Origin of the sequence: Curtobacterium sp. SL109 (genome assembly GCF_026672405.1) — a bacterium.
Lineage (GTDB): Bacteria > Actinomycetota > Actinomycetes > Actinomycetales > Microbacteriaceae > Curtobacterium.
In genome coordinates this window covers 989,109-1,009,691 of sequence record NZ_JAPPRB010000002.1, presented here as the reverse complement: position 1 = coordinate 1,009,691, position 20,583 = coordinate 989,109, and the positions used below count along the sequence as shown (strand labels likewise).

Annotated in this window: 20 protein-coding genes; 9 read left to right on the top strand and 11 right to left on the bottom strand. The window is 70.3% G+C overall.

Translation table 11 applies throughout. The features are described from left to right. The first annotated feature begins 1 nt into the window (after position 1). Positions 2 to 574 (top strand): SdpA family antimicrobial peptide system protein, encoded by a 573-nt coding sequence (locus OVA28_RS06340; RefSeq protein ID WP_268096219.1) that lies wholly within the window; start codon positions 2 to 4, stop codon positions 572 to 574. A 95-nt stretch (positions 575 to 669) separates the two neighbouring features. Next, entirely contained in the window at positions 670 to 1,536 is an 867-nt protein-coding gene (locus OVA28_RS06335) for a hypothetical protein (protein WP_268096217.1), read from the top strand. A 155-nt stretch (positions 1,537 to 1,691) separates the two neighbouring features. On the opposite strand, the gene OVA28_RS06330 is transcribed toward OVA28_RS06335, so the two are convergent. After that, entirely contained in the window at positions 1,692 to 2,111 is a 420-nt protein-coding gene (locus OVA28_RS06330) for a DUF3151 domain-containing protein (RefSeq protein ID WP_268096216.1), read from the bottom strand. A 271-nt stretch (positions 2,112 to 2,382) separates the two neighbouring features. Between OVA28_RS06330 and OVA28_RS06325 the strand changes: the two genes are divergently transcribed. Then, positions 2,383 to 3,960, top strand: a complete 1,578-nt coding sequence (locus OVA28_RS06325) for an ABC-F family ATP-binding cassette domain-containing protein (protein WP_268096215.1) — start codon at positions 2,383 to 2,385, stop codon at positions 3,958 to 3,960. Between the two features lie 45 nt (positions 3,961 to 4,005). Here the strand turns inward: OVA28_RS06325 and OVA28_RS06320 are convergent, their stop codons facing one another. The 3 genes from OVA28_RS06320 to OVA28_RS06310 all read right to left on the bottom strand — a co-directional run bounded on the left by OVA28_RS06320 (position 4,006) and on the right by OVA28_RS06310 (position 6,295). Then, complete coding sequence (locus OVA28_RS06320) at positions 4,006 to 4,701, bottom strand: SDR family oxidoreductase (protein WP_268096214.1); 696 nt, start codon at positions 4,699 to 4,701, stop codon at positions 4,006 to 4,008. A 67-nt stretch (positions 4,702 to 4,768) separates the two neighbouring features. Continuing rightward, positions 4,769 to 5,800, bottom strand: coding sequence for a YihY/virulence factor BrkB family protein (locus OVA28_RS06315; RefSeq protein ID WP_194659956.1), 1,032 nt, complete (start codon positions 5,798 to 5,800; stop codon positions 4,769 to 4,771). A gap of 3 nt (positions 5,801 to 5,803) precedes the next feature. Then, positions 5,804 to 6,295 (bottom strand): hypothetical protein, encoded by a 492-nt coding sequence (locus OVA28_RS06310; protein ID WP_194659955.1) that lies wholly within the window; start codon positions 6,293 to 6,295, stop codon positions 5,804 to 5,806. Positions 6,296 to 6,393: 98 nt separating this feature from the next. Between OVA28_RS06310 and OVA28_RS06305 the strand changes: the two genes are divergently transcribed. After that, complete coding sequence (locus OVA28_RS06305) at positions 6,394 to 7,134, top strand: MBL fold metallo-hydrolase (RefSeq protein ID WP_268096213.1); 741 nt, start codon at positions 6,394 to 6,396, stop codon at positions 7,132 to 7,134. Positions 7,135 to 7,256: 122 nt separating this feature from the next. Here the strand turns inward: OVA28_RS06305 and OVA28_RS06300 are convergent, their stop codons facing one another. From OVA28_RS06300 to OVA28_RS06270, 7 genes are all read right to left on the bottom strand, one after another. Continuing rightward, a complete protein-coding gene (locus OVA28_RS06300) occupies positions 7,257 to 8,327 on the bottom strand; it encodes a Gfo/Idh/MocA family protein (RefSeq protein WP_268096212.1) in 1,071 nt (356 codons plus the stop codon). Between the two features lie 319 nt (positions 8,328 to 8,646). Then, positions 8,647 to 9,573 (bottom strand): prenyltransferase, encoded by a 927-nt coding sequence (locus tag OVA28_RS06295; RefSeq protein ID WP_194659952.1) that lies wholly within the window; start codon positions 9,571 to 9,573, stop codon positions 8,647 to 8,649. Further along, positions 9,570 to 9,965, bottom strand: coding sequence for a lycopene cyclase domain-containing protein (locus OVA28_RS06290; protein ID WP_268096211.1), 396 nt, complete (start codon positions 9,963 to 9,965; stop codon positions 9,570 to 9,572). The genes OVA28_RS06295 and OVA28_RS06290 overlap by 4 nt, the downstream gene beginning before the upstream one ends. Further along, the gene (locus tag OVA28_RS06285) at positions 9,962 to 10,297 is read right to left on the bottom strand and encodes a lycopene cyclase domain-containing protein (RefSeq protein ID WP_194660182.1); all 336 of its coding nucleotides are present in this window, start codon (positions 10,295 to 10,297) and stop codon (positions 9,962 to 9,964) included. The genes OVA28_RS06290 and OVA28_RS06285 overlap by 4 nt, the downstream gene beginning before the upstream one ends. Further along, on the bottom strand, positions 10,297 to 11,967 hold the full coding sequence (crtI, locus tag OVA28_RS06280) for a phytoene desaturase family protein (protein ID WP_268096209.1): 1,671 nt from the start codon (positions 11,965 to 11,967) through the stop codon (positions 10,297 to 10,299). The genes OVA28_RS06285 and crtI overlap by 1 nt, the downstream gene beginning before the upstream one ends. After that, positions 11,964 to 12,905, bottom strand: coding sequence for a phytoene/squalene synthase family protein (locus tag OVA28_RS06275; RefSeq protein ID WP_194659950.1), 942 nt, complete (start codon positions 12,903 to 12,905; stop codon positions 11,964 to 11,966). Before OVA28_RS06275 ends, crtI begins: the two co-directional genes overlap by 4 nt. Next, positions 12,902 to 13,960 carry a polyprenyl synthetase family protein gene (locus OVA28_RS06270; RefSeq protein WP_194659949.1) on the bottom strand — a complete coding sequence of 353 codons (1,059 nt, stop codon included), beginning with the start codon at positions 13,958 to 13,960 and terminating at the stop codon, positions 12,902 to 12,904. The genes OVA28_RS06275 and OVA28_RS06270 overlap by 4 nt, the downstream gene beginning before the upstream one ends. A 21-nt stretch (positions 13,961 to 13,981) precedes the next feature. On the opposite strand from OVA28_RS06270, the gene idi reads away from it, so the two are divergent. From idi to OVA28_RS06245, 5 genes are all read left to right on the top strand, one after another. Next, on the top strand, positions 13,982 to 14,515 hold the full coding sequence (gene idi / locus OVA28_RS06265; RefSeq protein WP_194659948.1) for an isopentenyl-diphosphate Delta-isomerase: 534 nt from the start codon (positions 13,982 to 13,984) through the stop codon (positions 14,513 to 14,515). A gap of 347 nt (positions 14,516 to 14,862) precedes the next feature. Further along, on the top strand, positions 14,863 to 15,885 hold the full coding sequence (locus tag OVA28_RS06260; RefSeq protein ID WP_194629177.1) for a LacI family DNA-binding transcriptional regulator: 1,023 nt from the start codon (positions 14,863 to 14,865) through the stop codon (positions 15,883 to 15,885). Between the two features lie 434 nt (positions 15,886 to 16,319). Then, positions 16,320 to 17,843, top strand: a complete 1,524-nt coding sequence (gene mmsA / locus OVA28_RS06255) for a multiple monosaccharide ABC transporter ATP-binding protein (protein ID WP_268098162.1) — start codon at positions 16,320 to 16,322, stop codon at positions 17,841 to 17,843. Continuing rightward, a complete protein-coding gene (gene mmsB, locus OVA28_RS06250) occupies positions 17,840 to 19,132 on the top strand; it encodes a multiple monosaccharide ABC transporter permease (protein WP_194659947.1) in 1,293 nt (430 codons plus the stop codon). The genes mmsA and mmsB overlap by 4 nt, the downstream gene beginning before the upstream one ends. A gap of 61 nt (positions 19,133 to 19,193) precedes the next feature. Then, positions 19,194 to 20,297: a substrate-binding domain-containing protein gene (locus OVA28_RS06245; protein WP_268096208.1), complete on the top strand. Its 1,104-nt coding sequence runs from the start codon at positions 19,194 to 19,196 to the stop codon at positions 20,295 to 20,297. The last annotated feature ends 286 nt before the right edge of the window (positions 20,298 to 20,583 follow it).

The following is a 20,583-nucleotide window of genomic DNA, read 5'->3' as shown; positions in this document are numbered from 1 at the left end:
AATGGACGCCCGCAGGTCGAGGACCGCCCTTGGTGTCGCCGTCGTCGCGATGGCTGGAGCCCTGATCCTCATACTCCTCTCATTCATCGGCAACAAGGCGTCGCAGACCGTGAGTGACCCGACAGGGCGGCAGTTCGATGAGCAGCCCATCGCGCAGCTGTTCCGACAGGGTTGGGGTTTCTTCACCCGGGACGCACGCGAGGACATCGTCCGTGTCGCTCACGCAGACCATCACGGCTGGCGAGTGGCCGACGGGAATGTGACTTCCACGAGGGAGAACCTGTTCGGCCTGTCACGCCGATCCCGCAACTTCGACCAGGACCTGTCCTTCCTGCTCGAGGGCGTGCCGGCCGGGACCCGCTGGACCGACTGCCGGACCGTGACCGAACCCGAGTCCTGTCTGACGGAGACCCAGTTACGGAACGCCCCGGAGCTCAGTCTTCACAGTTCGTCGAGCTCTCTCTGCGGAACGGTGGTCCTCACCCGTCAGCCTCCGGTCCCGTTCGCGTTCTCCCGCTTTCGGGCTGCCCCTCCAGGCGCTGTCCTCGCGCTGGATGTCAAGTGCTTCGCCTAGGTCGTCTGGCGGATCGCTGGGGTGATCGAGTGCTGCTCAGTTGGGCTCGGCCACCCCATGGCTTCCAGCTGACACTCGCACGGTCGGTGCTTGCCTTGTCGACGTTCCTCGTGCTCGCACTGAACCCCACATCAGTGTTGCTCCACGACCCGTCGCGGCCTGAGGCCACAGCATCGACGTGCACGGGTATCGCTTCAGTGGGTGCGTTCTGCGCCGCCCCTCAGGACACTGCCGAACTCGTCCGGTGGCTCCTGGTGATGACGTGCATCCCCACGCTGCTCGGGATCCTGCCCGCAGTGGCAGCGCCTCTGCACGCCTACGCCGCATTCAGCCTCGCCTCGAACACCGTGGGGATTGAGGGCGGTGACTACCTCCAGACCACCGTCACGGTCGTCTTGGTTGGCGTCTGCTGCACGGACGGACGATGGAACGGCTGGCGCCCCCGTCGCACGGCACTCCCCCGGCTGCGGTACATCCCAGCGCACGTCCTGCTGCTCGCGCTGAAGCTACAGCTCGCGTACGTGTACCTCGAAGCAGCGACAGTGAAACAGGTGCATCCCATCTGGGCAGATGGGAGTGCGCTGTGGTTCTGGGTGCAACAACCGAACTTCGGGGCCCGTCCTGAGGTTCAGGATCTCCTGAAATGGGTCTTGTCGCATGCCCCTCTGCTGCACGCGGCTACGTGGGGTGTCATCGTCACCGAGTACGTCCTCGCTCTTTCGGTACTCGCAGCCCGACGTCGAACGCCTCGCTTCTTGACGCTCGGAGTCTCCGCGGCGCTCCATCTCGTCTTCTCGGTGATCCTCGGACTGATCACGTTCGAGATCTCGATGCTCGGTGCGATGCTCGTCCTGATGTGGCAGCCACGGGATGCGATGCCCTGGAGAATGTTCCGGCTGACGCGTCAACGCGAAGATGAGCGTGTAGTCACGCGTCAACAGCGCCTTCGACCAATCGACTGAGACCTCGCCCGCCTGGTCCTACCTCCACGACGGACAGTTGGCGCGGCCCGATCGCCGAGCGAGCAAGACACCGGTGTTCGTCGGTCGCGCCGCGTTCTTCCGCGGCGCGGAGCACGAACACCGGTGTCTTGCGGGGCCGCCGGCCAGCTGCGCGCCTACGCCGAGAGCGCGGGGAGCGCCGCGGGGTCGGCACCGTTCAGGAAGTCCGTCAGGCGCTCGGGCTCGCCGGGCTCCTCGATGGCGATCGCCGCGCGACGCAGGGCGAACAGGGAACGCAGCACCCCGCGGTTCGGCTCGTGCGACCACGGCACCGGCCCGGCACCGCGCCAGCCGGCCCCGCGCAGCGAGTCGAGCCCGCGGTGGTACCCGACGCGGGCGTACGCGTAGGACTCCAGCGTCGCGCCACGGCCCCAGGCCTCGTCCGCCAGGAGTGCCCACGCCAGGCTCGACGAGGGGTGCGCGACGACCACGGACGCCACGGGGGCGTTCGCGGCGAGCGCGGCGTCCACCGCAGGATCGGCGGGCAGCAGGGTCTCGGGGTTGGCCGACGGGGTCGGCAGCAGGTTCTCGGGCATGCCTCCACCCTGTCATCCCTTGCGCCCGTGTGGGGACCGGGCCTACCGTGGTGCCACCTCGTCGTCATCACGAGGCCCCGGGGCGGGAGACCGACCGGCGGCTCGGATGGCGGACACGGGGGTCCCCGACGGAAGACGACGGATTGCTCTCGATCACCGGTCCTGCTCAGCCCACGCGCTGACACCGTGATCGCGCGCCCCGTCGGGCGCTCCACCGCACCGCGGTGGGTCGGTGTCGTGCGCCCAGCACCGACACCGGGGAGACACCTCCATGCCCACCAGTCCATCCGTCGTCCTGCACGACCTCAGCTTCACCTGGCCCGACGGCACCGTCGCGCTCGACCACCTCACCGCCGCCTTCGGGTCGGGCCGGACCGGTCTGGTCGGGAGGAACGGGGCCGGCAAGTCCACGCTCGTCCGGCTGGTCACCGGTCGGCTCCAACCCACGTCCGGTTCCGTCCAGACGACGGGTCCGGTCGACGTCCTGCCCCAGCGGCTGCTCGCGGCAGCCGACGGGGCGCGGGCGACCGACACCGTGGCGGACCTGCTCGGTGTCGCACCGTCGCTCGCAGCACTCCGCGCGATCCTCGGCGGGGACCCCGACCCCGTGCACTTCGACGTCCTCGGTGACGACTGGGACGTCGAGGAGCGGGCCACGGCAGCCGTCGACCCCCTCGGCCTGGACCTCGACCGCCCGGTGTCGACCTTGTCGGGCGGGCAGGCCGTGCTCGTCGCGATCGCGGGGATCCGACTGCGGGGTCGGCCGATCGCGTTCCTCGACGAACCGACGAACAACCTCGACCGCCGGGCGCGCGCGATGCTCCTCGACGTCGTGGACTCCTGGTGCGGGACCCTGGTGCTCGTCAGCCACGACCGGGAGCTCCTGGAGCACGTCGACGAGACGTGCGAGCTCCGCACCGGGTCGGTCACCGTCTTCGGCGGGACCTTCTCGGCGTACGAGGAGCACCTCGCCGTGCAGCAGGCCGCCGTCGAGCGCGAGGTCCGCGTCGCCGACCAGCGGCACCGCACCGAGAAACGGCAGCGCATCGCGGCCGAGACGACGATCGCCCGGCGCGCCAAGGCGGGCGAGAAGGCCGGCCGGTCGATGCCGAAGTCGTACGCGAACGAGATGCGGAAGCACGCGCAGGAGACCGCGGGCCGGCTGCGCGTCGGGTTCGCCGACGACGAGGCCGCGGCACTCGCGACGAAACGCGACGCCCAACTCCGGCTCCGCGACGACGAGTCCGTGCACGTCGAGCTGCCCGACCCGCACGTGCCCGCGTCGCGCCGCATCGCCACGATCACGCTGCGCGGCCGGGACACCGTCGTGCAGGGGCCGGAACGGGTCACGCTCGGCGGGGACAACGGCGTCGGCAAGACCACGCTGCTCGAGCAGCTGGTCGGCGTGCCCACCGCGCGGGACCATCCGCTCCCCGGCACCGGAGCCGTCGCGCACGTCGAGCAGATCGCGTACCTGCCGCAGCGGAAGGACTCGCTCGACGACGCCGCCACCGTGCTCGAGAACGTCCGCCGGAGCGCCCCGCACGTGCCGCCCGCCGAGCTCCGCAACCGTCTGGCGCGGTTCCTGGTGCGTGGGGACACGGTCGACCGCCCGGCCGGGGCGCTGTCCGGCGGCGAGCGCTTCCGGGTCGCGCTGGCCGGGCTGGTGCTCGCGGACCCGCCGCCGCAGCTCCTGGTGCTCGACGAACCGACGAACGACCTCGACCTGACGAGCGTGGACCAGCTCGTCGACGCGCTGCGGGCCTACCGCGGCGCTGTCGTCGTCGTGAGCCACGACGAGTCGTTCCTGGCACGGCTGGAGCCCGACGTCCGCCTGGAACTCGCGTGACGGCGGGAGCTCGCGTGACGACGGCGCTCGCGTGACGGGGTCGGGCTAGCGCTTCCGGGTCGGGCGGATCGAGAGCGACTCGACGGTGCCACGCTCGGGCAGGTCCACGACCGTGCGCACGGCGTCGGCGACGTCCGACGGCGCGAGGTAGTACTCGGTGTCGTAGTCCTCGCCGAGCTTCTCCACGAGCTGCCGCTGCATGTCCGAGTCCGTCCGGCCCGGGTGCACGCTCGACACCCGCACCCCGGCGTCCCGTTCCTCTTCCCGCAGGGCGTCGGTGAACGCACGGAGCGCGAACTTCGACGCCCCGTACACACCACCGCCCGGGCCGGAGACGAAGCCCGAGCCGGAGTTGATCGTCACGACGATGCCCCGGGAGGCCCGGAGCGCGGGCAGCGCCAGCCGGGTCAGCTCCGCGACCGCGAAGACGTTGGTGGCGAAGACGGTCTCCCACGTGGCGCGCGGGGTGTCCGCGACCCGGGAGCCCTGCTCGACCCCGGCGGAGTGCACGAGGACGTCGAGCCGCTCCGGCAGGTCCGGTACGTCGCCGGCGCCGAGGTCACCGACGAAGGGCTCCGCGCTCGGCAGGTCCGCCACGACGGCGGCGACCGCGTCGGCACTGCGGCCACCGACCAGCACGTGGTGGGTGCGGCCGAGGTCGGCCGCGATCGCGCGGCCGATGCCGCGGGTGGCTCCGGTCACCAGGGCGACCGGACGGACTGGAGGCTGTGTCTGCGTCACGCAGGCCAGCCTACGGATGCCGGGGCGAGCCTCCAGTCCGGGTGTCCGTCAACCGGACCGCCGCCGGTCAGTCGTTGTCGACGCCCTGGCGGATCCGGATGCCCTCGAGGACGTCCTGGGCGCGCTTCTCGTCCTGCTTCTCGATCTGGCGGGTGTCGCGCTCGGGGAGCTGGATGTCCTCCTCGGCGCGGATGCCGGCCTGGAGTTCACGGCCGCGCTCGATCTCGGCGTCGAACTCGGCGCCGAAGAGCAGCGCGTTGTTCGTGATCCAGATCCACAGCAGGAACACGATGACGCCACCGAGGGAGCCGTACGTGGCGTTGTAGTTCGAGAAGTTGCCGACGTAGAACCCGAAGCCGACGCTCGCGATGACCCAGATGAGCAGCGCGAGGATGGACCCGCCGCTCACCCACGTGAACTTCGGCTGCTTGACGTTCGGGGACCAGTAGTAGAGCACGGCGATCACGACGATGGCGATCACCAGCAGGATCGGCCACTGCACGATCGACAGCACCAGGGCGGCTGCGTCGCCGAGACCGATGAGGTCGCCGAAGCTCCGCGCGAGCGGGCCGGAGACGAGCGCGAGCAGGCCGATCACCAGCAGGACGACCGTGGTCACGGTGACGCCGAGCATGGTCGGGCGGAGCTTCCAGATCGGGCGGCCCTCGCGGACGTTGTAGATCCGGTTCATCGCACGGCCGAACGCGCCGACGTACCCGGAGGCCGACCAGAGCGCGCCGAGGAGACCGACGATGAAGGTGACCGGTGCGGCGGGCGACCGGACGAGGTTCTCCACCGGGTTCCTGATGAGCTCGACGACCTGCTGCGAGCCGACGTTGCCGATGATCTCGAGGAGCGTGTCGATCGTGGTCTTCGGGTTGGAGACGAGACCGAGGATCGACACCACGGCCAGCAGCCCGGGGAACAGCGCGAGGACGGTGTAGTACGTCAGGCTCGCCGCGAGGTCGGTGCACTGGTCACTGCTGAACTCACGCAGCGTCTTCTTCAGGGTGTAGACGACCGTCGGCTTCTTCAGGTCGGTGGGGCTGTCGGCCTTCCGGGAGTCGTCCGGTGCCGGCTTCGTGTCTTCGCGCGCCATGGGTCAGCCCTTCTTCGCTCGCTTGGCGGCCTGCTTGCGGTACCTGGCGGCCTGCGCCTGCACGGGGGCGAGGCGACGGCGCTGCTTCGTCCGCAGCTGGTAGCCCGGGTCCTGCTCGAGCTGCGCCTGCCGTGCCTTCCGCCCGGCCCGGCGGGCCTTGCGCCCCTTGCGGCCGGGCGCGGACTCGTCGCCGCGCGCGCCGAACGGCAGGAGCGCGGTGAACGCCGTCGACGCAGGTGGTGCCGCGAGGTGCCCGGCGGGGGTCCGGCCGATGCGCGTGCCCACCACGATGGCCACCACGCCGGTGGCCGCGATCGTCGCGAGGGCGACGAGCGGGGTCGGGTCGCGGTGCCAGCGCTGCCGGGTCTTCGCCACGGCCAGTCGGGTGCGCGCGGGCACGTCGACCTTCTGCTTGATGCGCTCGACCGTGTCGGTGATCCGCTCGCGCGTGCGGACGTTCGCGAGCTCGAGCTCGGGGAGACTGTCGTTCGCCATACGTCGTTCGTACACGGTTCCGGGCCTCGGCACCCCAGGACCGCGTTGTGCGACCAGCCCGGCAGTGCGTCCAGCGAGTCGCGTCTACCGTCCCGCGCATGCTGTACCGAGACGTCGCCGAGGGCATCCACCGGCTCGAGATCGCCCACACGAACCAGTACCTGGTCGAGACGGGCGACCAGCTGATCGTCATCGACGCGGGACTCCCCGCGTCGTGGCCGCACCTGTTGCTCGCCGTGCACGAGCTCGGGTACACGCCCGACCGTGTCGAGGGCATCCTGCTCACCCACGGGCACTTCGACCACGTCGGCACCGCTGCCCGGGCGCACCGCGAGTGGGGCACGCCCGTGTTCGTGCACCCCGGCGACCGGGACCTGGCGGCGCACCCGTACTCGTACCAGCCGCAGACGAACCGGTTCGGGTTCGTGCTCGCTCACCCGGGCGGGCTGGCCCCGCTCGGCCGGATGCTGCTCGCCGGCGCCGCGACGGTCGACGGCATCGAGGACACCGTGCCGCTCGAGTCCCGCGCCGAGGTCCCCGGGTCTCCGTGGATCATCGAGACGCCCGGACACACCGACGGGCACGTGGCGCTGCACTTCGCCGACCGGGACGCCGTGGTCGTCGGGGACGCGCTCGTCACCTTCGACCCCTACACGGGCGGGATCGGGCCGCGGGTCGTGGCACCGGCGGCGACGTCCGACATGGACACCGCGGTCGCGTCGCTCGGGCGGCTCGAGGACACCGAGGCGAAGCACGTGCTGCCGGGCCACGGGCCTGCGTGGCCGTGGGGCATCCGGGGCGCGGTGGCGCAGGCGCGGCGGGCGGCCGGCGCGGCCTGACGTTGCGGCTGCGGCGCTTGGGGCGGGCGCTGGCGCGGCCGAGCGACACGCCGAGCGACAGGGTCGACGTCGTACGACAGCGATGGTGTCGTACCGAGTCGAGCTGCGCGGCGTCGGGCCCGTCAGTCGGGGACGACCACGTCCTCGGGCATGCCGGACGCGGCGGACCGCGTCGCCGCCTCCATCAGCGCGAGGCTCCGGAGGTTGTCCCGCCCGCTCGTCTCCGGCGCCGGACCACCGTCGACCGCCCGGGCGAAGGCCTGCAGCCCACCCTGGCGGTCGTGGTGCTCGGCCGTCGGGAGCTCGACCGACGTCTCCGTCGGGCCCGCGTTGCTGCCGCCGGCGTTGCTGGCGCCGGCCTTCCGCACCGTGACGAGGTCACCGCTCACGTCCCCGGGCTCGCCGGCACGGCTGGTGAACCGGATCTCGCCGTCCTCGCCCTGGATGCTCCACTCCCCCGCCCACGGCGTGTGCTCGGCCCGGCTCAACCAGCTGCCGCGGTAGCTGACCACCAGGCCGTCCTCCATCTCGATGAGCATCGACGCGACGGCTTCGTCCTGGTACTTGCTGAACGACGGCCACGTCGCCTTCGCGAACACCCGGACGGCCTCCTGCCCCGTGATCATCCGGAGCAGGTCCAGGTGGTGGATCGCCATGTCGTTGATCATCGCGTGCGGGAACCGGTAGTGCGGGTTGTCCTCGAACGCCGCGTCGTTGTCCCACTGGCGGAAGTCGATGCTGATGGCGGAGAGCTCCCCGAGGGTGCCCGCGGCGAGCAGGTCCTTCGTCACGCGGGGTGCCGGGTAGAACCGGTAGTTCTGGCTGACCTGCAGCACGAGGCCGCGTTCCTCGGCGCGGTGCACGGCCTCGGCTGCCTCGGCCGCCGAGTTCGCGAAGGGCTTCTCCACCAGGACGTGCTTGCCGGCGTCCAGGGCCTCGAGCGCGAGTGGCACGTGCGTGACGGCGGGCGCGGTGATCACGACGGCATCGGCATCGACCCCGGCGAGCGCCGCGGTCAGGGACGGGAACGCCGCGGTCTCCGGCAGGCCGAGGTCCTTCCGCACGGCCTCGAGCGTCGGGGCGCTCGGGTCGGCGATCCCCACGACCTCGACCTCCGACACCGCGGGGAGCGCGACGCGGGCCCAGCTGCCGCCCCACCCTCCGAGACCGACGTGGATGATGCGGACCGTCATGTGTGCACTCCCTCGTGTTCACGTCGACGCCGACCTCGACGTCACGTCCATCCTGCTAGGGACCGCCGACGGGGTGGTCCCGGGAGCGCCTCGTGGTGGACGCCCGCACGCGCGTTCCTTCCCGTCACGCCCGCGGTGGGAAACCGGATCGCGCGTTGACGGTCGGAACGAACGACCCCCGACGCGCGATCCCACTCGCTCCGCGGGAACGGGCCGAGCTGCGCGCGAACGGGCCGAGCTGCGCGGGACCGGGCCGAGCACGCGCGGAACAGCCGACCGCCGCGGGACAGGCGGGCGGGGACAGGAACCCGCCCCGCCCTCAGTGCGTGAACGCGTACGCGATGAGCGCCATCGTGACGATGAACCCCGCCAGGTAGTTGATCCACAGGAACCGCTTCCACCCAGCGTTCGCGGACTCGGCGCCCGCGTCGGTGACGTTCCACCACGGCAGCACGTTGAGCGCGTACGGGATCACGACCACGGCGGCGATGGGCCCCGGGAACGCCGAGAACAGCAGCGCGACGCCCGCGACGACGTACGCCACGAACGCCAGGCGCACGGTCGCCCGTGCACCGATGACCGTCGCCACGGAGCCGATGCCCCCGGCCCGGTCCGCGAGCACGTCCTGTACGGCACCGAACGCGTGCGAGGCGACGCCCCACAGGAAGAACGCGATGCACACCGCGACGAGCTGTCCGGTCCAGTGCGGTCCGGCGAGCGCCAGGCCGTAGACCGCCGGGGACACGAAGTGCGTCGACGAGGTCAGGGAGTCCAGGAACGGCTTCTCCTTGAACCGCAGTCCGGGTGCCGAGTACGCGATGACGGCGAACACGCTGATCGCCAGCACGAGCCACGACCACGGGCCGTTGCCGCCGACACCGCCGAGCAGCACGAGCGCGACGAGGAACGGCACGTTCGTGACGACGACGGCCCACAGCGTGGTGCGGTGCACGCTCTTGTCGAGCAGCGCCCCCTCGACCCCGCCCTTCCGGGGGTTGACGAGGTCGGACTCGTAGTCGAAGACGTCGTTGATGCCGTACATGGCCAGGTTGTAGGGCACCAGGAAGTACACGACACCGACGAGCAGCGCCACGAGCGAGAAGCCGCCACCGCCGTCGACGCCGACGCCGCTGCCGAGCAGGTAGGCCGCCGCGAACGGGTAGGCGGTGTTCACCCAGCTGATCGGCCGGGACGACACGAACAGTGCGCCGAGGGTCGACTGCCGGGAGGCAGGGGTCGCCGTCATCGCGGGTCCTCCGGTTCGGGACGTGGTCGGGTCGTGAGCTCGGCGCGGTGGTCGCGGTCGAGCAGGACCCACAGGGACGGGAGCAGCAGCACGGCACCGATGGCGTAGGCCAGGTCCTCGACGGGGAACGCCCCGATCCGGAGCCCGGTGATGCGCGCCGGGTCGTACGCGACGATGCGCAGCGTGACGATGACGTTGTTGAAAACGATCGTCATGACGAGCAGCGCCACCCCGGCGACGACGCCGGTGACGGCGGTGACCCGTCGGCGTCGGGCAGCGTCCTCGCGCGTCCGGGCACGTCGGTCGGCCACCACGGCGGCGACGACCGCGAGCACGAGGGCGACGAGCAGGAACGGCACCGCGAGCAGCGCGTACACGCCCGACCCGTTCACGACCGGCTCCGACGGTCGGCGGCCCGCGCCACGATCGGCCGGACGGCGCCGAACAGGTTCATCGTCGTGTAGCAGAGCAGCAGCAGGAAGAAGAGCTCCTCGAGCGGGACGTCCGGGGCGAGCAGCACGCCCGTCAGCAGCCTGGTGGGGCCGATGAAGAAGATCCCGAGCGCGACGCCGAGCACGTCCCAGACGAGGAAGAACACGACACCGATCGCCATGACGGCCGCCGCACGCCACGGTGCCCGCCAGAAGAACAGGCGGAACCGGGCGTCGAGCACGGTCATGCCGGTCAGGGAGACCAGCAGCCCGAGGAGGTAGAGCCCGTGCATCACCCAGCGGCCGTCGGCGTGGGGGTCCGCGTCGACGCTGCCGGGGTCACCCGCGGCGGGGCACCGGCGGACCGCTCGAGCGGCGTCGGCAGGGGCTCGGTCGACGTGTCGCCGTGGATGCGCTTCAGCAGGACCTCGGCGGAGATCAGGCACATCGGCAGCCCGATGCCCGGGATCGTCGAGGACCCGGCGTAGTACAGGCCGTCGACCTTGGCGGACGCGTTGCCCTCGCGGAAGAACGCGCTCTGCTTCAGGGTGTGCGCCGGGCCGAGCATGGAGCCGCTCCAGGCGTTGTAGTCGTCCGCGAAGTCGCGGGGGCCGATCGTGCGGCGGACGCGGATCCGGTCGCGGAGGTCCGGCACGCCCGAGCGCTCCGCGACGACGTCGATGGCCCGGTCGGCGATGCGCTCGACCTCCCAGTCGCCGGCGCCGTCGACGCCGCCCTTGCCGATGCCGACGTCGGCGGGCAGCGGCACCAGGATGAACAGGTTGCTCGACCCGCGCGGGGCGACGGTCGGGTCGGTCTCGGACGGTGCGCACACGTAGATCGAGGCGGGGTCCGGCACGTGCCGGTCGTCGCCGAAGACCGCGCCGAAGTTCGCCTTCCAGTCAGCGGTGAACATCAGCGTGTGGTGGAGCAGCCCGGGGACCGGTCCGTCGACGCCGAGGTACACGAGCACCGCAGAGGGGCCCGGGTCGCGCTTCTTCCAGTGCGACTCGTCGTGCGTGCGGTGCTCGCGGTCGAGCAGCTGCATCTCGGTGTGGCGGAGGTCGGCGGCACTGACGACGACGTCCGCGGGAGCGACGTGCTGGACGCCGTCCCGGTCGCGGTGCACGACACCGGTGACGTGGTCGCCCTCGACGGTGATCCGCTCGACCTTGGCGCCGGCGATGATCTGGGCGCCCTCGGCCCGGGCGGCGCGCTCGACCGCGGAGATGACCTCGGTGATGCCGCCCTTCGGGTAGAGCACCCCGTCGGCCAGGTCGAGGTGGCTCATCAGGTGGTACATGCTCGGCGCGGAGTACGGACTGGTGCCGAGGAACACGGCCGGGTAGCCGAGGACCTGCCACAGGCGGCGGTCCCGCACGGCGGTCTCGGCGAAGCTCGACAGCGGCTCGAGCAGCAGCCGCGCGAGCTTGCCCATGCGGAGCAGCACGTCGGGGGCGGCCAGCTTCCGGAAGTCCTGGAACGTGCCGTAGAGGAAGCGGCGAACGGCCATCTCGTACGTGTCGGCAGCGGAGTCGAGGTACTTCGCCATCCGCTTGCCGGCGCCCGGCTCGATCGACTCGAACAGCTCGAGGTTGTCCTCGCGCGTCGCCCGGAGGTCGATCGGCTCGTCGTAGCCCTCGCTGTAGACCCGGTAGCCGGGGTCGAGCTTGACCAGGTCGAGCTGCTCGTCGGCGCTCGTGCCCAGCAGCTGGAAGAAGTGGTCGAAGACCTCGGGCATCAGGTACCAGCTGGGTCCGGTGTCGAACCGGAAGCCGTCCTGCTCCCACGTGCCGGCACGGCCGCCGAGCTGGGTGCGCTGCTCGAGCACGGTGACGGCGAAGCCGTCCCGCGCGAGCAGCGCTGCGGACGCGAGTCCGCTGATGCCGCCGCCGATGACGACGGCGCGACGCACGGGGACCTTGCGGGTGGTCTCTGGACGGGAGGCTCGTGACGGGCTCATGCTGGGCCTCCTGTGTGTCGGCTGGTCACCCTGCGCGACGTGATCGGCGCGCGTCCGGCGAGCACCTGCGCGGCGAGCCGCGCCTTGACGGGGTTCGGGACGCGCACACGGGTGGTGATGAGCCGGGTGGCCGGGGTGGCCGCGATCCGGTCGTTGAGTTCCTGGAACAGGGCGTGGGCCAGGCCGACGGCCTGGCGGGCGTCCTTCGGCAGCAGCGGGACGGTCCGTGCTGCCGTGTCGAGGTCGGCCTGGACGTCGTCGACCAGGCGGGTCTTGGTGGCCTCGTCGAAGGAGCGCAGGTCGACGCCCGGGAAGTACGAGCGGCCCAGCACCTCGAAGTCGGCGTGCAGGTCGCGGAGGAAGTTGACCTTCTGGAAGGCGGCGCCGAGGGCCCTGGCACCGTCGACGAGCACGGTGGCGTCGAACGTCGGCGTGCCGGCGCGGTACACGAAGGCGCGCAGGCACATCAGGCCCACGACCTCGGCCGAGCCGTACACGTACGTGTCGAAGGAGGCCTGGTCGTGCTCGGTCTGCTCGAGGTCCATCCGCATGGACGCGAAGAACGGCTTCGTCAGCTCCGGGCCGAACCCGGTCGTCCGTGCGGTCCTGGCGAACGCGTGCACCACCGGGTTCACCGAGAAGCCGTGCTCCATCGCACGCTCGGTGTCGGCCTCGAGCTCGTCGAGCACCGTGCGGGCGAGTGCCGGGTCGAGCCCCGCCTCGGTCGCCGGGCCGTCCACGACCTCGTCGGCGACGCGGACCAGGGCGTAGACGTTCGTGATGTGCTCGCGGGTGTCCTTCGTGAGCAGGCGCGACGCGAGCCCGAAGGACGTGGAGTAGCGGTCGATGACGACGGCGGACGCGGCCTCTGCGGTGGCGTCGTACAGCGGGAGCCGAGCTGCGTGCCCGCTGCCGGCCTTCGTGGTGCTCGTGGTCACCGGACGCGCTCCACCAGTTCCGACACCAGGGTCTCCAGACGGTCGGCCAGGTCGAAGGGCAGCGCGGCGAGCTCGGCCCGGGCGAGCGCGGTGTGCTCGCGGACCCGGACGAGTGCGGCGTCGTGCGCCCCGCAGTGCACGAGCAGGCGGCGCATCTCGGCAGCGCGTTCCTCGGTCAGGTCGGGGTCACCGAGGTACGGCGCGAGCTCGGCCCAGCACTCGGTGGTGGCGGCGTAGGCGATGAGCATCGTGCGCTTGCCCTCGCGCAGGTCACCGATCGCGGTCTTGCCCGTTGCTGCTTCGTCGCCGAAGACGCCGAGCAGGTCGTCGACCACCTGGTAGGCGATGCCGATCTCGCGGCCGAAGGCGCCGAGCGCGGTGACGATCGACTCGTCGGCGCCGGCGAGCACGGCGCCGGACTGCAGCGGGGCCTCGAACGAGTAGACGCTCGTCTTCGCGCGCTCCATCGCCAGGACCTCGTCCACCGTCGGCATCACGCCGTGGGTCAGGTCGACGTCGGCCATCTCCCCGGCGGCACTGGCGAAGACGGCGTCGTCGAACAGGTCGAGCAGGCGGGTGCGCCGGTCGCCGTCCACGCCGCTCGACTCGATGAAGCGCGGAGCGCCCGAGAGCGCGAGGTCGCCGGCGATGACCGCGGCGCTCATCCCCCGGTGCTCGGCGGTCGGCAGCGGCAGGCCGCCCGTCGTGCCGGTGTCGCGGAAGGACCCGGCGACGTTGGGCTGCCCGCGGCGGGACCAGTCGCGGTCGATGACGTCGTCGTGCACGACCAGCGCGGTGTGCAGGAGTTCGTAGGCGGCGGCGACGTGCGACGCCGCGTGGACGTCGGTGCCACCGAGGCCGGCGTACGCGGTGAGGACCATGCGGGGACGGAAGCGCTTGCCGCCCATGCTCGCCTTGCGGAGCACCCGCCAGAGTTCCTCGGAGGGGCGGCCGAAGGCCTGTGCCCGGGCCGAGGACACGACGAAGAAGCGCTCCAGGCACTCGTCGACCAGGGCGAGGTCGATGTGCGCCACGGTGGCCGCTTCGTCCGTCATTGGCCTAATCTATCGAACTAGATGAACCACTTCCCTGAAACCGTCGTGCTGCTGGCCGAAGACCGTACCCCGATCGGCACCGCGGACAAGTTCGCGGTGCACACCGATCACACGCCGCTGCACCTCGCCTTCAGCTGTCATGTCACCAACGCGGACGGCGACCTGCTCGTCACGCGTCGTGCGCTGTCGAAGAAGGCCTGGCCCGGTGTCTGGACGAACTCCTTCTGCGGCCACCCCGGCCCGGACGAGACGTTCGAGGACGCCATCGCCCGCCGTGCCGAGCGCGAACTCGGCATCACCGTGCGGGACGTGCAGAGCGTGCTGCCCGACTTCCGGTACCGGGCGGTCGACGCCTCCGGGATCGTGGAGAACGAGGTCTGCCCGGTGTTCCGCGCCGTGACCGACGACCTCCCCGCCCCCGCGGACGACGAGGTCTCGGAGTACGAGTGGCTCTCCGAGAGCGCGCTCCGCAGTGCCGTCTCGGCGGCGCCGTTCGCGTTCAGCCCGTGGCTCGGGTGGCAGCTCGAACAGCTGCCGGTCAACGCGCTCGACTGACCCCTCCGGGCGCGTCGCGGGCGTGTCCGTGCGCTCGGCGTCCCGGCCGTGCGGGTGCTGGCCTGTGGCGCACGGTCGCCGTTCCCTCGTCGTCGGTGCACACCCGCGTCGCACCGTGCGCGTTCCCTCGGCCCGTGCGAGGTCGACCACCTGGTGCAGGCCTGTCCCGCGGCACGGGGTGCGCAAGCTCGCACCACGAGGCGGCCTCGCGCACGCCAGCCCGCCGTGGCCCGCACCCGCTCGGACCTCCCGGCTGGCACCCGGGCGGCAGGCGTGCATAATGATCTGGCTCGGAATGTGAACGTGCACATGGGCGTGCCACGACACCGAGCGGGAGAGAGCAAGCAATGGCGTCGACGCGGACACAGCCACCGCGATCGCCCAGCATCCGCGACGTCGCGCGGGTCGCTGGTGTGTCGCACCAGACCGTCTCACGGGTCCTGAACAACTCCGACGCCATCCGCGCCGAGACCCGCGACCGCGTGCTCGCCGCGATGGAGCAGCTGCAGTACCGGCCGAACCGGGCCGCCCGCGCGCTGGTCACGTCCCGCACCCGGACGATCGGGGTGCTGACGGCACAGCGCTCCCACTACGGCCCCGCCGTCACGATGCAGGCCATCGAGGACGCCGCCGTCGCCCGCGGGTACTCCGTCACGACGGCGAACATCGCCGAGCCGACCGACACCGCCGTGCGCGACGGGCTCGGGCACCTGCTCGACCAGGACGTCGAGGGCATGATCGTGATCGCGCCGCAGCAGCGGGTGTTCGACCTCATCGAGGAGCTCGGCGTCCGCACGCCGTACGTCACCCTCCGCTCGAGCATCGGCGAGGACCCGACGGCGCTCTGGGTGGACCAGATGGAGGGCGCCAGGCTCGCCACCGCGCACCTGCTCGACCTCGGCCACGAGTACGTCCGCCACATCGCCGGCCCACAGGACTGGATCGAGGCCGACGCCCGGATGCAGGGCTTCCTGCGCGAGATGTCCGACCGCGACAAGCCCGTGCAGCCGCCGATCCTCGGGGACTGGACCGCCGACTTCGGGTACCACGCCGGCCGTGAGCTCCTGCGGTACCGCGACTGCACCGCGGTGTTCTGCTCGAACGACGCGATGGCCCTCGGGGTCGTGCACGCCGCCAGGTCCTACGGGCTCGACGTGCCGGGCGACCTGTCCGTCGTGGGCTACGACGACATCCCCGAGGCGAAGCACTTCTGGCCGCCGCTGACCACCGTGCAGGTGGACTTCGCCGAGCTCGGGCGCCGCTGCGTCGACCTGCTCCTGCCCGACGAGGACGAGGTGCTCCGCGCGGTCGAGATCGTCCCACAGCTCGTGGTCCGCGCGTCGACCAGCGCACCCCGCCACCGCGGGTAGTGGCCGGAGAACGCACCTCGGTCCGGGCGGACCACCGGGCTGGAGGCACGGTGCCAGGCCGCCACGAGCCTCCCGTCCGATCCGCGGAACGCAGGCGATCGACCCCAGATCGGGGGACAACAGATGTCCGCGATCCCACCGACACCGCGACCGTTACCGAAACGCGACAGTGACGAATTGACACCTGTGGCGTCGCCGTGCGTAGTATTGCCTCCGTTCCAGCCGATGTGACCGTTCACATCACCGTCACACGGGCTGGGGCACTGGACGCGACAACGAAGTCCACGCAGGCCTCCTGCGCCTTCGCTGCCGCAGCAGGACCACCCGAAGGACTGCCGCATCGCAGCGGCAGAAGGAGATGCACCGTGGCGTCAACCCCGATCGACACCGGACTCGAGACCCGGTCGATCACAGCACCCGAGACCATCCTCGAGATGCGCTCGATCACCAAGGAGTTCCCTGGTGTCAAGGCCCTCTCGGAGGTCTCGCTCAACGTCCGCGCCGGCGAGGTCCACGCGATCTGCGGCGAGAACGGTGCCGGCAAGTCGACCCTCATGAAGGTCCTCTCCGGCGTCTACCCGTACGGGACCTACACCGGCGACATCGTCTTCGAGGGCCAGGAAGTCCGCTTCTCGGGCATCAAGCAGTCCGAGCAGGCCGGCATCGTGATCATCCACCAGGAGCTCGCGCTGATCCCGGAGCTCTCGATCACCGAGAACCTGTTCCTCGGCAACGAGCCCGGCCGGTTCGGCACCATCGACTGGACCGCCGCCCAGCTGCGCGCCCAGGACCTGCTCGCCCGCGTCGGTCTCCGTGACGACCCGGACACGCAGATCAAGAACATCGGCGTCGGCAAGCAGCAGCTCGTGGAGATCGCGAAGGCGCTGCACAAGGACGTCAAGCTGCTCATCCTCGACGAGCCCACCGCGGCCCTGAACGAGAACGACTCGCAGCACCTGCTCGACCTGATCGTCGGCCTCAAGGCCAAGGGCATCTCGAGCATCATCATCAGCCACAAGCTCAACGAGATCGAGCAGATCGCGGACAGCATCACGATCATCCGCGACGGCAAGACCATCGAGACGCTCAACGTCAAGGCGGACGGCGTCAACGAGGACCGCATCATCCGCGGCATGGTCGGCCGCTCGCTCGAGTCGCGCTTCCCCGACCGCACCCCGAAGATCGGCGAGACCTTCTTCGAGGTCCGCGACTGGACCGTGCAGCACCCGCTCGACTCCTCGCGTCTGGTGTGCAAGGGCTCGAACTTCCACGTCAAGCGCGGTGAGATCGTCGGGTTCGCCGGGCTCATGGGCGCCGGACGCACCGAACTCGCGATGAGCCTCTTCGGCCACTCGTACGGCACCTTCCTCGGCGGCACGGTCGTCAAGGACGGCCGCGAGATCAAGCTCAACACCGTGCAGCAGGCCATCGACAACGGCATCGGCTACGTCTCCGAGGACCGCAAGGCCCTCGGCCTGAACCTGCTCGACACCGTCAAGCGCTCCACCGTCGCCGCCGACCTGCGGAAGATCTCGAAGGCCGGTGTCGTCGACTCGCTCGAGGAGTACTCGGTCGCCGAGAAGTACCGCAAGATGCTCCGCACGAAGGTGCCGAGCGTCGAGGACAACGTCGGCAAGCTCTCCGGCGGGAACCAGCAGAAGGTCGTCCTGTCGAAGTGGATGTTCACCGACCCCGACCTGCTCATCCTCGACGAGCCCACCCGCGGCATCGACGTCGGCGCGAAGTTCGAGATCTACGGCATCATCCAGCAGCTCGCGGCCGAGGGGAAGGGCATCATCCTCATCTCGTCCGAGCTCCCCGAGCTCCTCGGGCTCTCCGACCGCATCTACACCATCTTCGAGGGTCAGATCACCGCTGACCTGCCGGCCGACCAGGCCGATCCTGAATCGCTCATGCGCAGCATGACCTCCGCGCGGAAGGGCGCCACAGCCTCATGAACAACCTGAAACAGCTCTTCGGCAAGGGCAACAGCATCGGCCAGTACGGCATGGTCATCGCGCTCATCGCGCTGCTGATCTTCTTCTCGATCACGACCCAGGGCCTCATCCTCGAGCCCACCAACGTGATCAACCTGTTCCTGCAGTACTCCTACATCCTGATCCTGGCGCTCGGCATGGTCATGGTGATCATCGCCGGCCACATCGACCTGTCGGTCGGTTCGGTCGCGGCGGTCGTCGGCATCATCGTGGCGCAGTCCATGGCGGTCTGGCACTTCCCGGTGTGGACCGCGATCATCCTCGGCCTCGCCGTCGGTGCCCTCATCGGTGCCTGGCAGGGCTTCTGGGTCGCGTTCGTCCGCGTCCCGGCGTTCATCGTGACCCTGGCCGGCCAGCTCATCTTCCGTGGCGTCAACCAGATCATCGGCAACTCGACCTCGGTCCCCGTCCCGGACGCCTACACCCCGATCGGCGCCGGCTTCCTCGGTGACTTCGGTCCGGACTTCGGCTACAGCAACGGCACCCTGCTCATCGGGCTCGTCACCATCGCCGCGCTGATCATCATCGAGGCCCGCGGCCGTGGCCGTCGTCGCAAGATGCAGGCCGAGGTCCCGCCGCTGTGGGTCTCCGTCGTCCGCACCGGCATCCTCGTCGCGGTCACGCTCGTCGCCACGTACCTGTTCGGCGCCGGCCCCGTCGGCACCTCGGTCCCGATCGTCGCGATCATCCTCGGTGTCCTGACGATCATCTACGGCTTCGTGACGAAGAACACGATCTTCGGTCGCCAGGTCTACGCGGTCGGTGGCAACTCCAGCGCCGCGGTGCTCTCCGGTGTCAGCGCGAAGAAGGTCAACTTCTTCGTCATGATGAACATGTCCGTCCTCGCCGCCGTCGCCGGCATGGTGTTCGTCGCCTACTCGGGTGCCTCCGGCCCCGCGGACGGCACCGGCTGGGAGCTCGACGCGATCGCCGCGGTGTTCGTCGGTGGTGCCGCCGTCGCCGGTGGTGTCGGCACGATCTCCGGCTCGATCATCGGTGGTCTCGTGATGGCGCTGCTGTCCAACGGCCTGCAGCTGATGGGCCTCGAGTCCAACAAGGTGCAGATCATCCGCGGTCTGGTGCTGCTCGTCGCCGTCGCCTTCGACGTCTACTCGAAGTCGCAGGGGCGTCCGTCGCTCATCGGCGGCATGATGCGGCAGTTCCAGCGCAAGGACACCGAGCAGAACACGGTGGCGGCCCAGCAGCCGCGGTCCATCGAGGACCAGCCCGAGAAGGTCACCCTCCCCTAGCCCTCCACCCCTCACAGCGGGGCCTCGGCCCCACCCTCCTCAACGAAGAGAAAGCAATCACATGCGCAAGAAGATCGTCGCCGGCCTCAGCCTGGCGCTCATCACCGGCCTCGCCCTCAGCGGCTGCTCGGCCCGTGGCTCGGACTCCGGCAGCGGCACCGACGCGGCCATCAAGAAGGGCGACCTCATCGGCGTCGCGCTCCCCGCCAAGACCTCGCAGAACTGGGTCCTCGCGGGCGCCGCGTTCAAGAAGTCGATCGAGGACGCCGGCTTCAAGGCCGACATCCAGTACGCCAACGCCGGCAACCCGGTCCCCGACCAGCAGTCGCAGATCTCGGGCATGATCACCAAGGGCGCCAAGGCCGTCATCATCGGTGCCGCCGACGGTTCGCAGCTCACCTCCCAGGTCAAGTCGGCGAAGTCCTCGGGCGCCGTCGTCATCGCCTGGGACCGCAACATCCTGAACACGAAGAACGTCGACTACTACGTCGCGTTCAACAACTACAAGGTCGGCCAGCTGCAGGCCAACGCCCTCCTCAAGGGCCTCAAGGAGAAGAAGGGCGACGGACCCTACAACGTCGAGCTCTTCGCCGGTTCCGCCGACGACGCCAACGCGACCGTCTTCTTCAACGGCGCGATGAACGTCCTGCAGCCGAAGATCGACGACGGCACGATCAAGGTCGTCTCGGGTCAGACCACCTTCCAGAAGGTGCAGACCAAGGGCTGGCTCGCGCAGAACGCCCAGTCGCGCATGACCGACCTGATCTCGCAGTACTACTCGGGCGACACCAAGCTCGACGGCGTCCTGTCGCCGAACGACACGCTCGCCCGTGCGATCCTCACCGCGACCAAGGCCGCCGGCAAGGAGAACCCGGTCGTCACCGGTCAGGACTCCGAGACCGCGTCGATCCCGCTCATCATGAACGGCACGCAGTACTCGACCATCTACAAGAACACGACGGACGAGGCCCAGGCGGCCATCGACCTGGTGTCCGACATCGCCGACGGCAAGACGCCGAAGACGACCAAGGACAAGAACAACGACAACGGTGCGAAGGTCGTCCCCGCCGTCGAGCTCACCCCGGTGCTCGTCACGAAGGACAACGCCGTCGAGGCCTACAAGGGCAACGACGCACTCGAGCAGCTGGCCAAGGCCGGCGAGTAGTCACTCGTCCCACCCACAGGGCCCCGTCCGCATCGCGGACGGGGCCCTGTGCCGTCTCCCCGGCACGCTCGCCCGGACCCGGACCCGGACCGGAACCCGGACCCGGACCCGGAACGGATTCCGAATTGCCGGCTGACGGATCCGGTTCCGGTTCCTCGGGCCGAGCCGACCAGATCCGTCAACACCAGATCGCGATGTCGTCCCCCGGCCGGCTCGATGCAGTGGCCGCGATCGCGGCCGGACCGGAGGCCCGGAAGCCCGGAAGCCCGGAAGCGAGTTCGGCCGT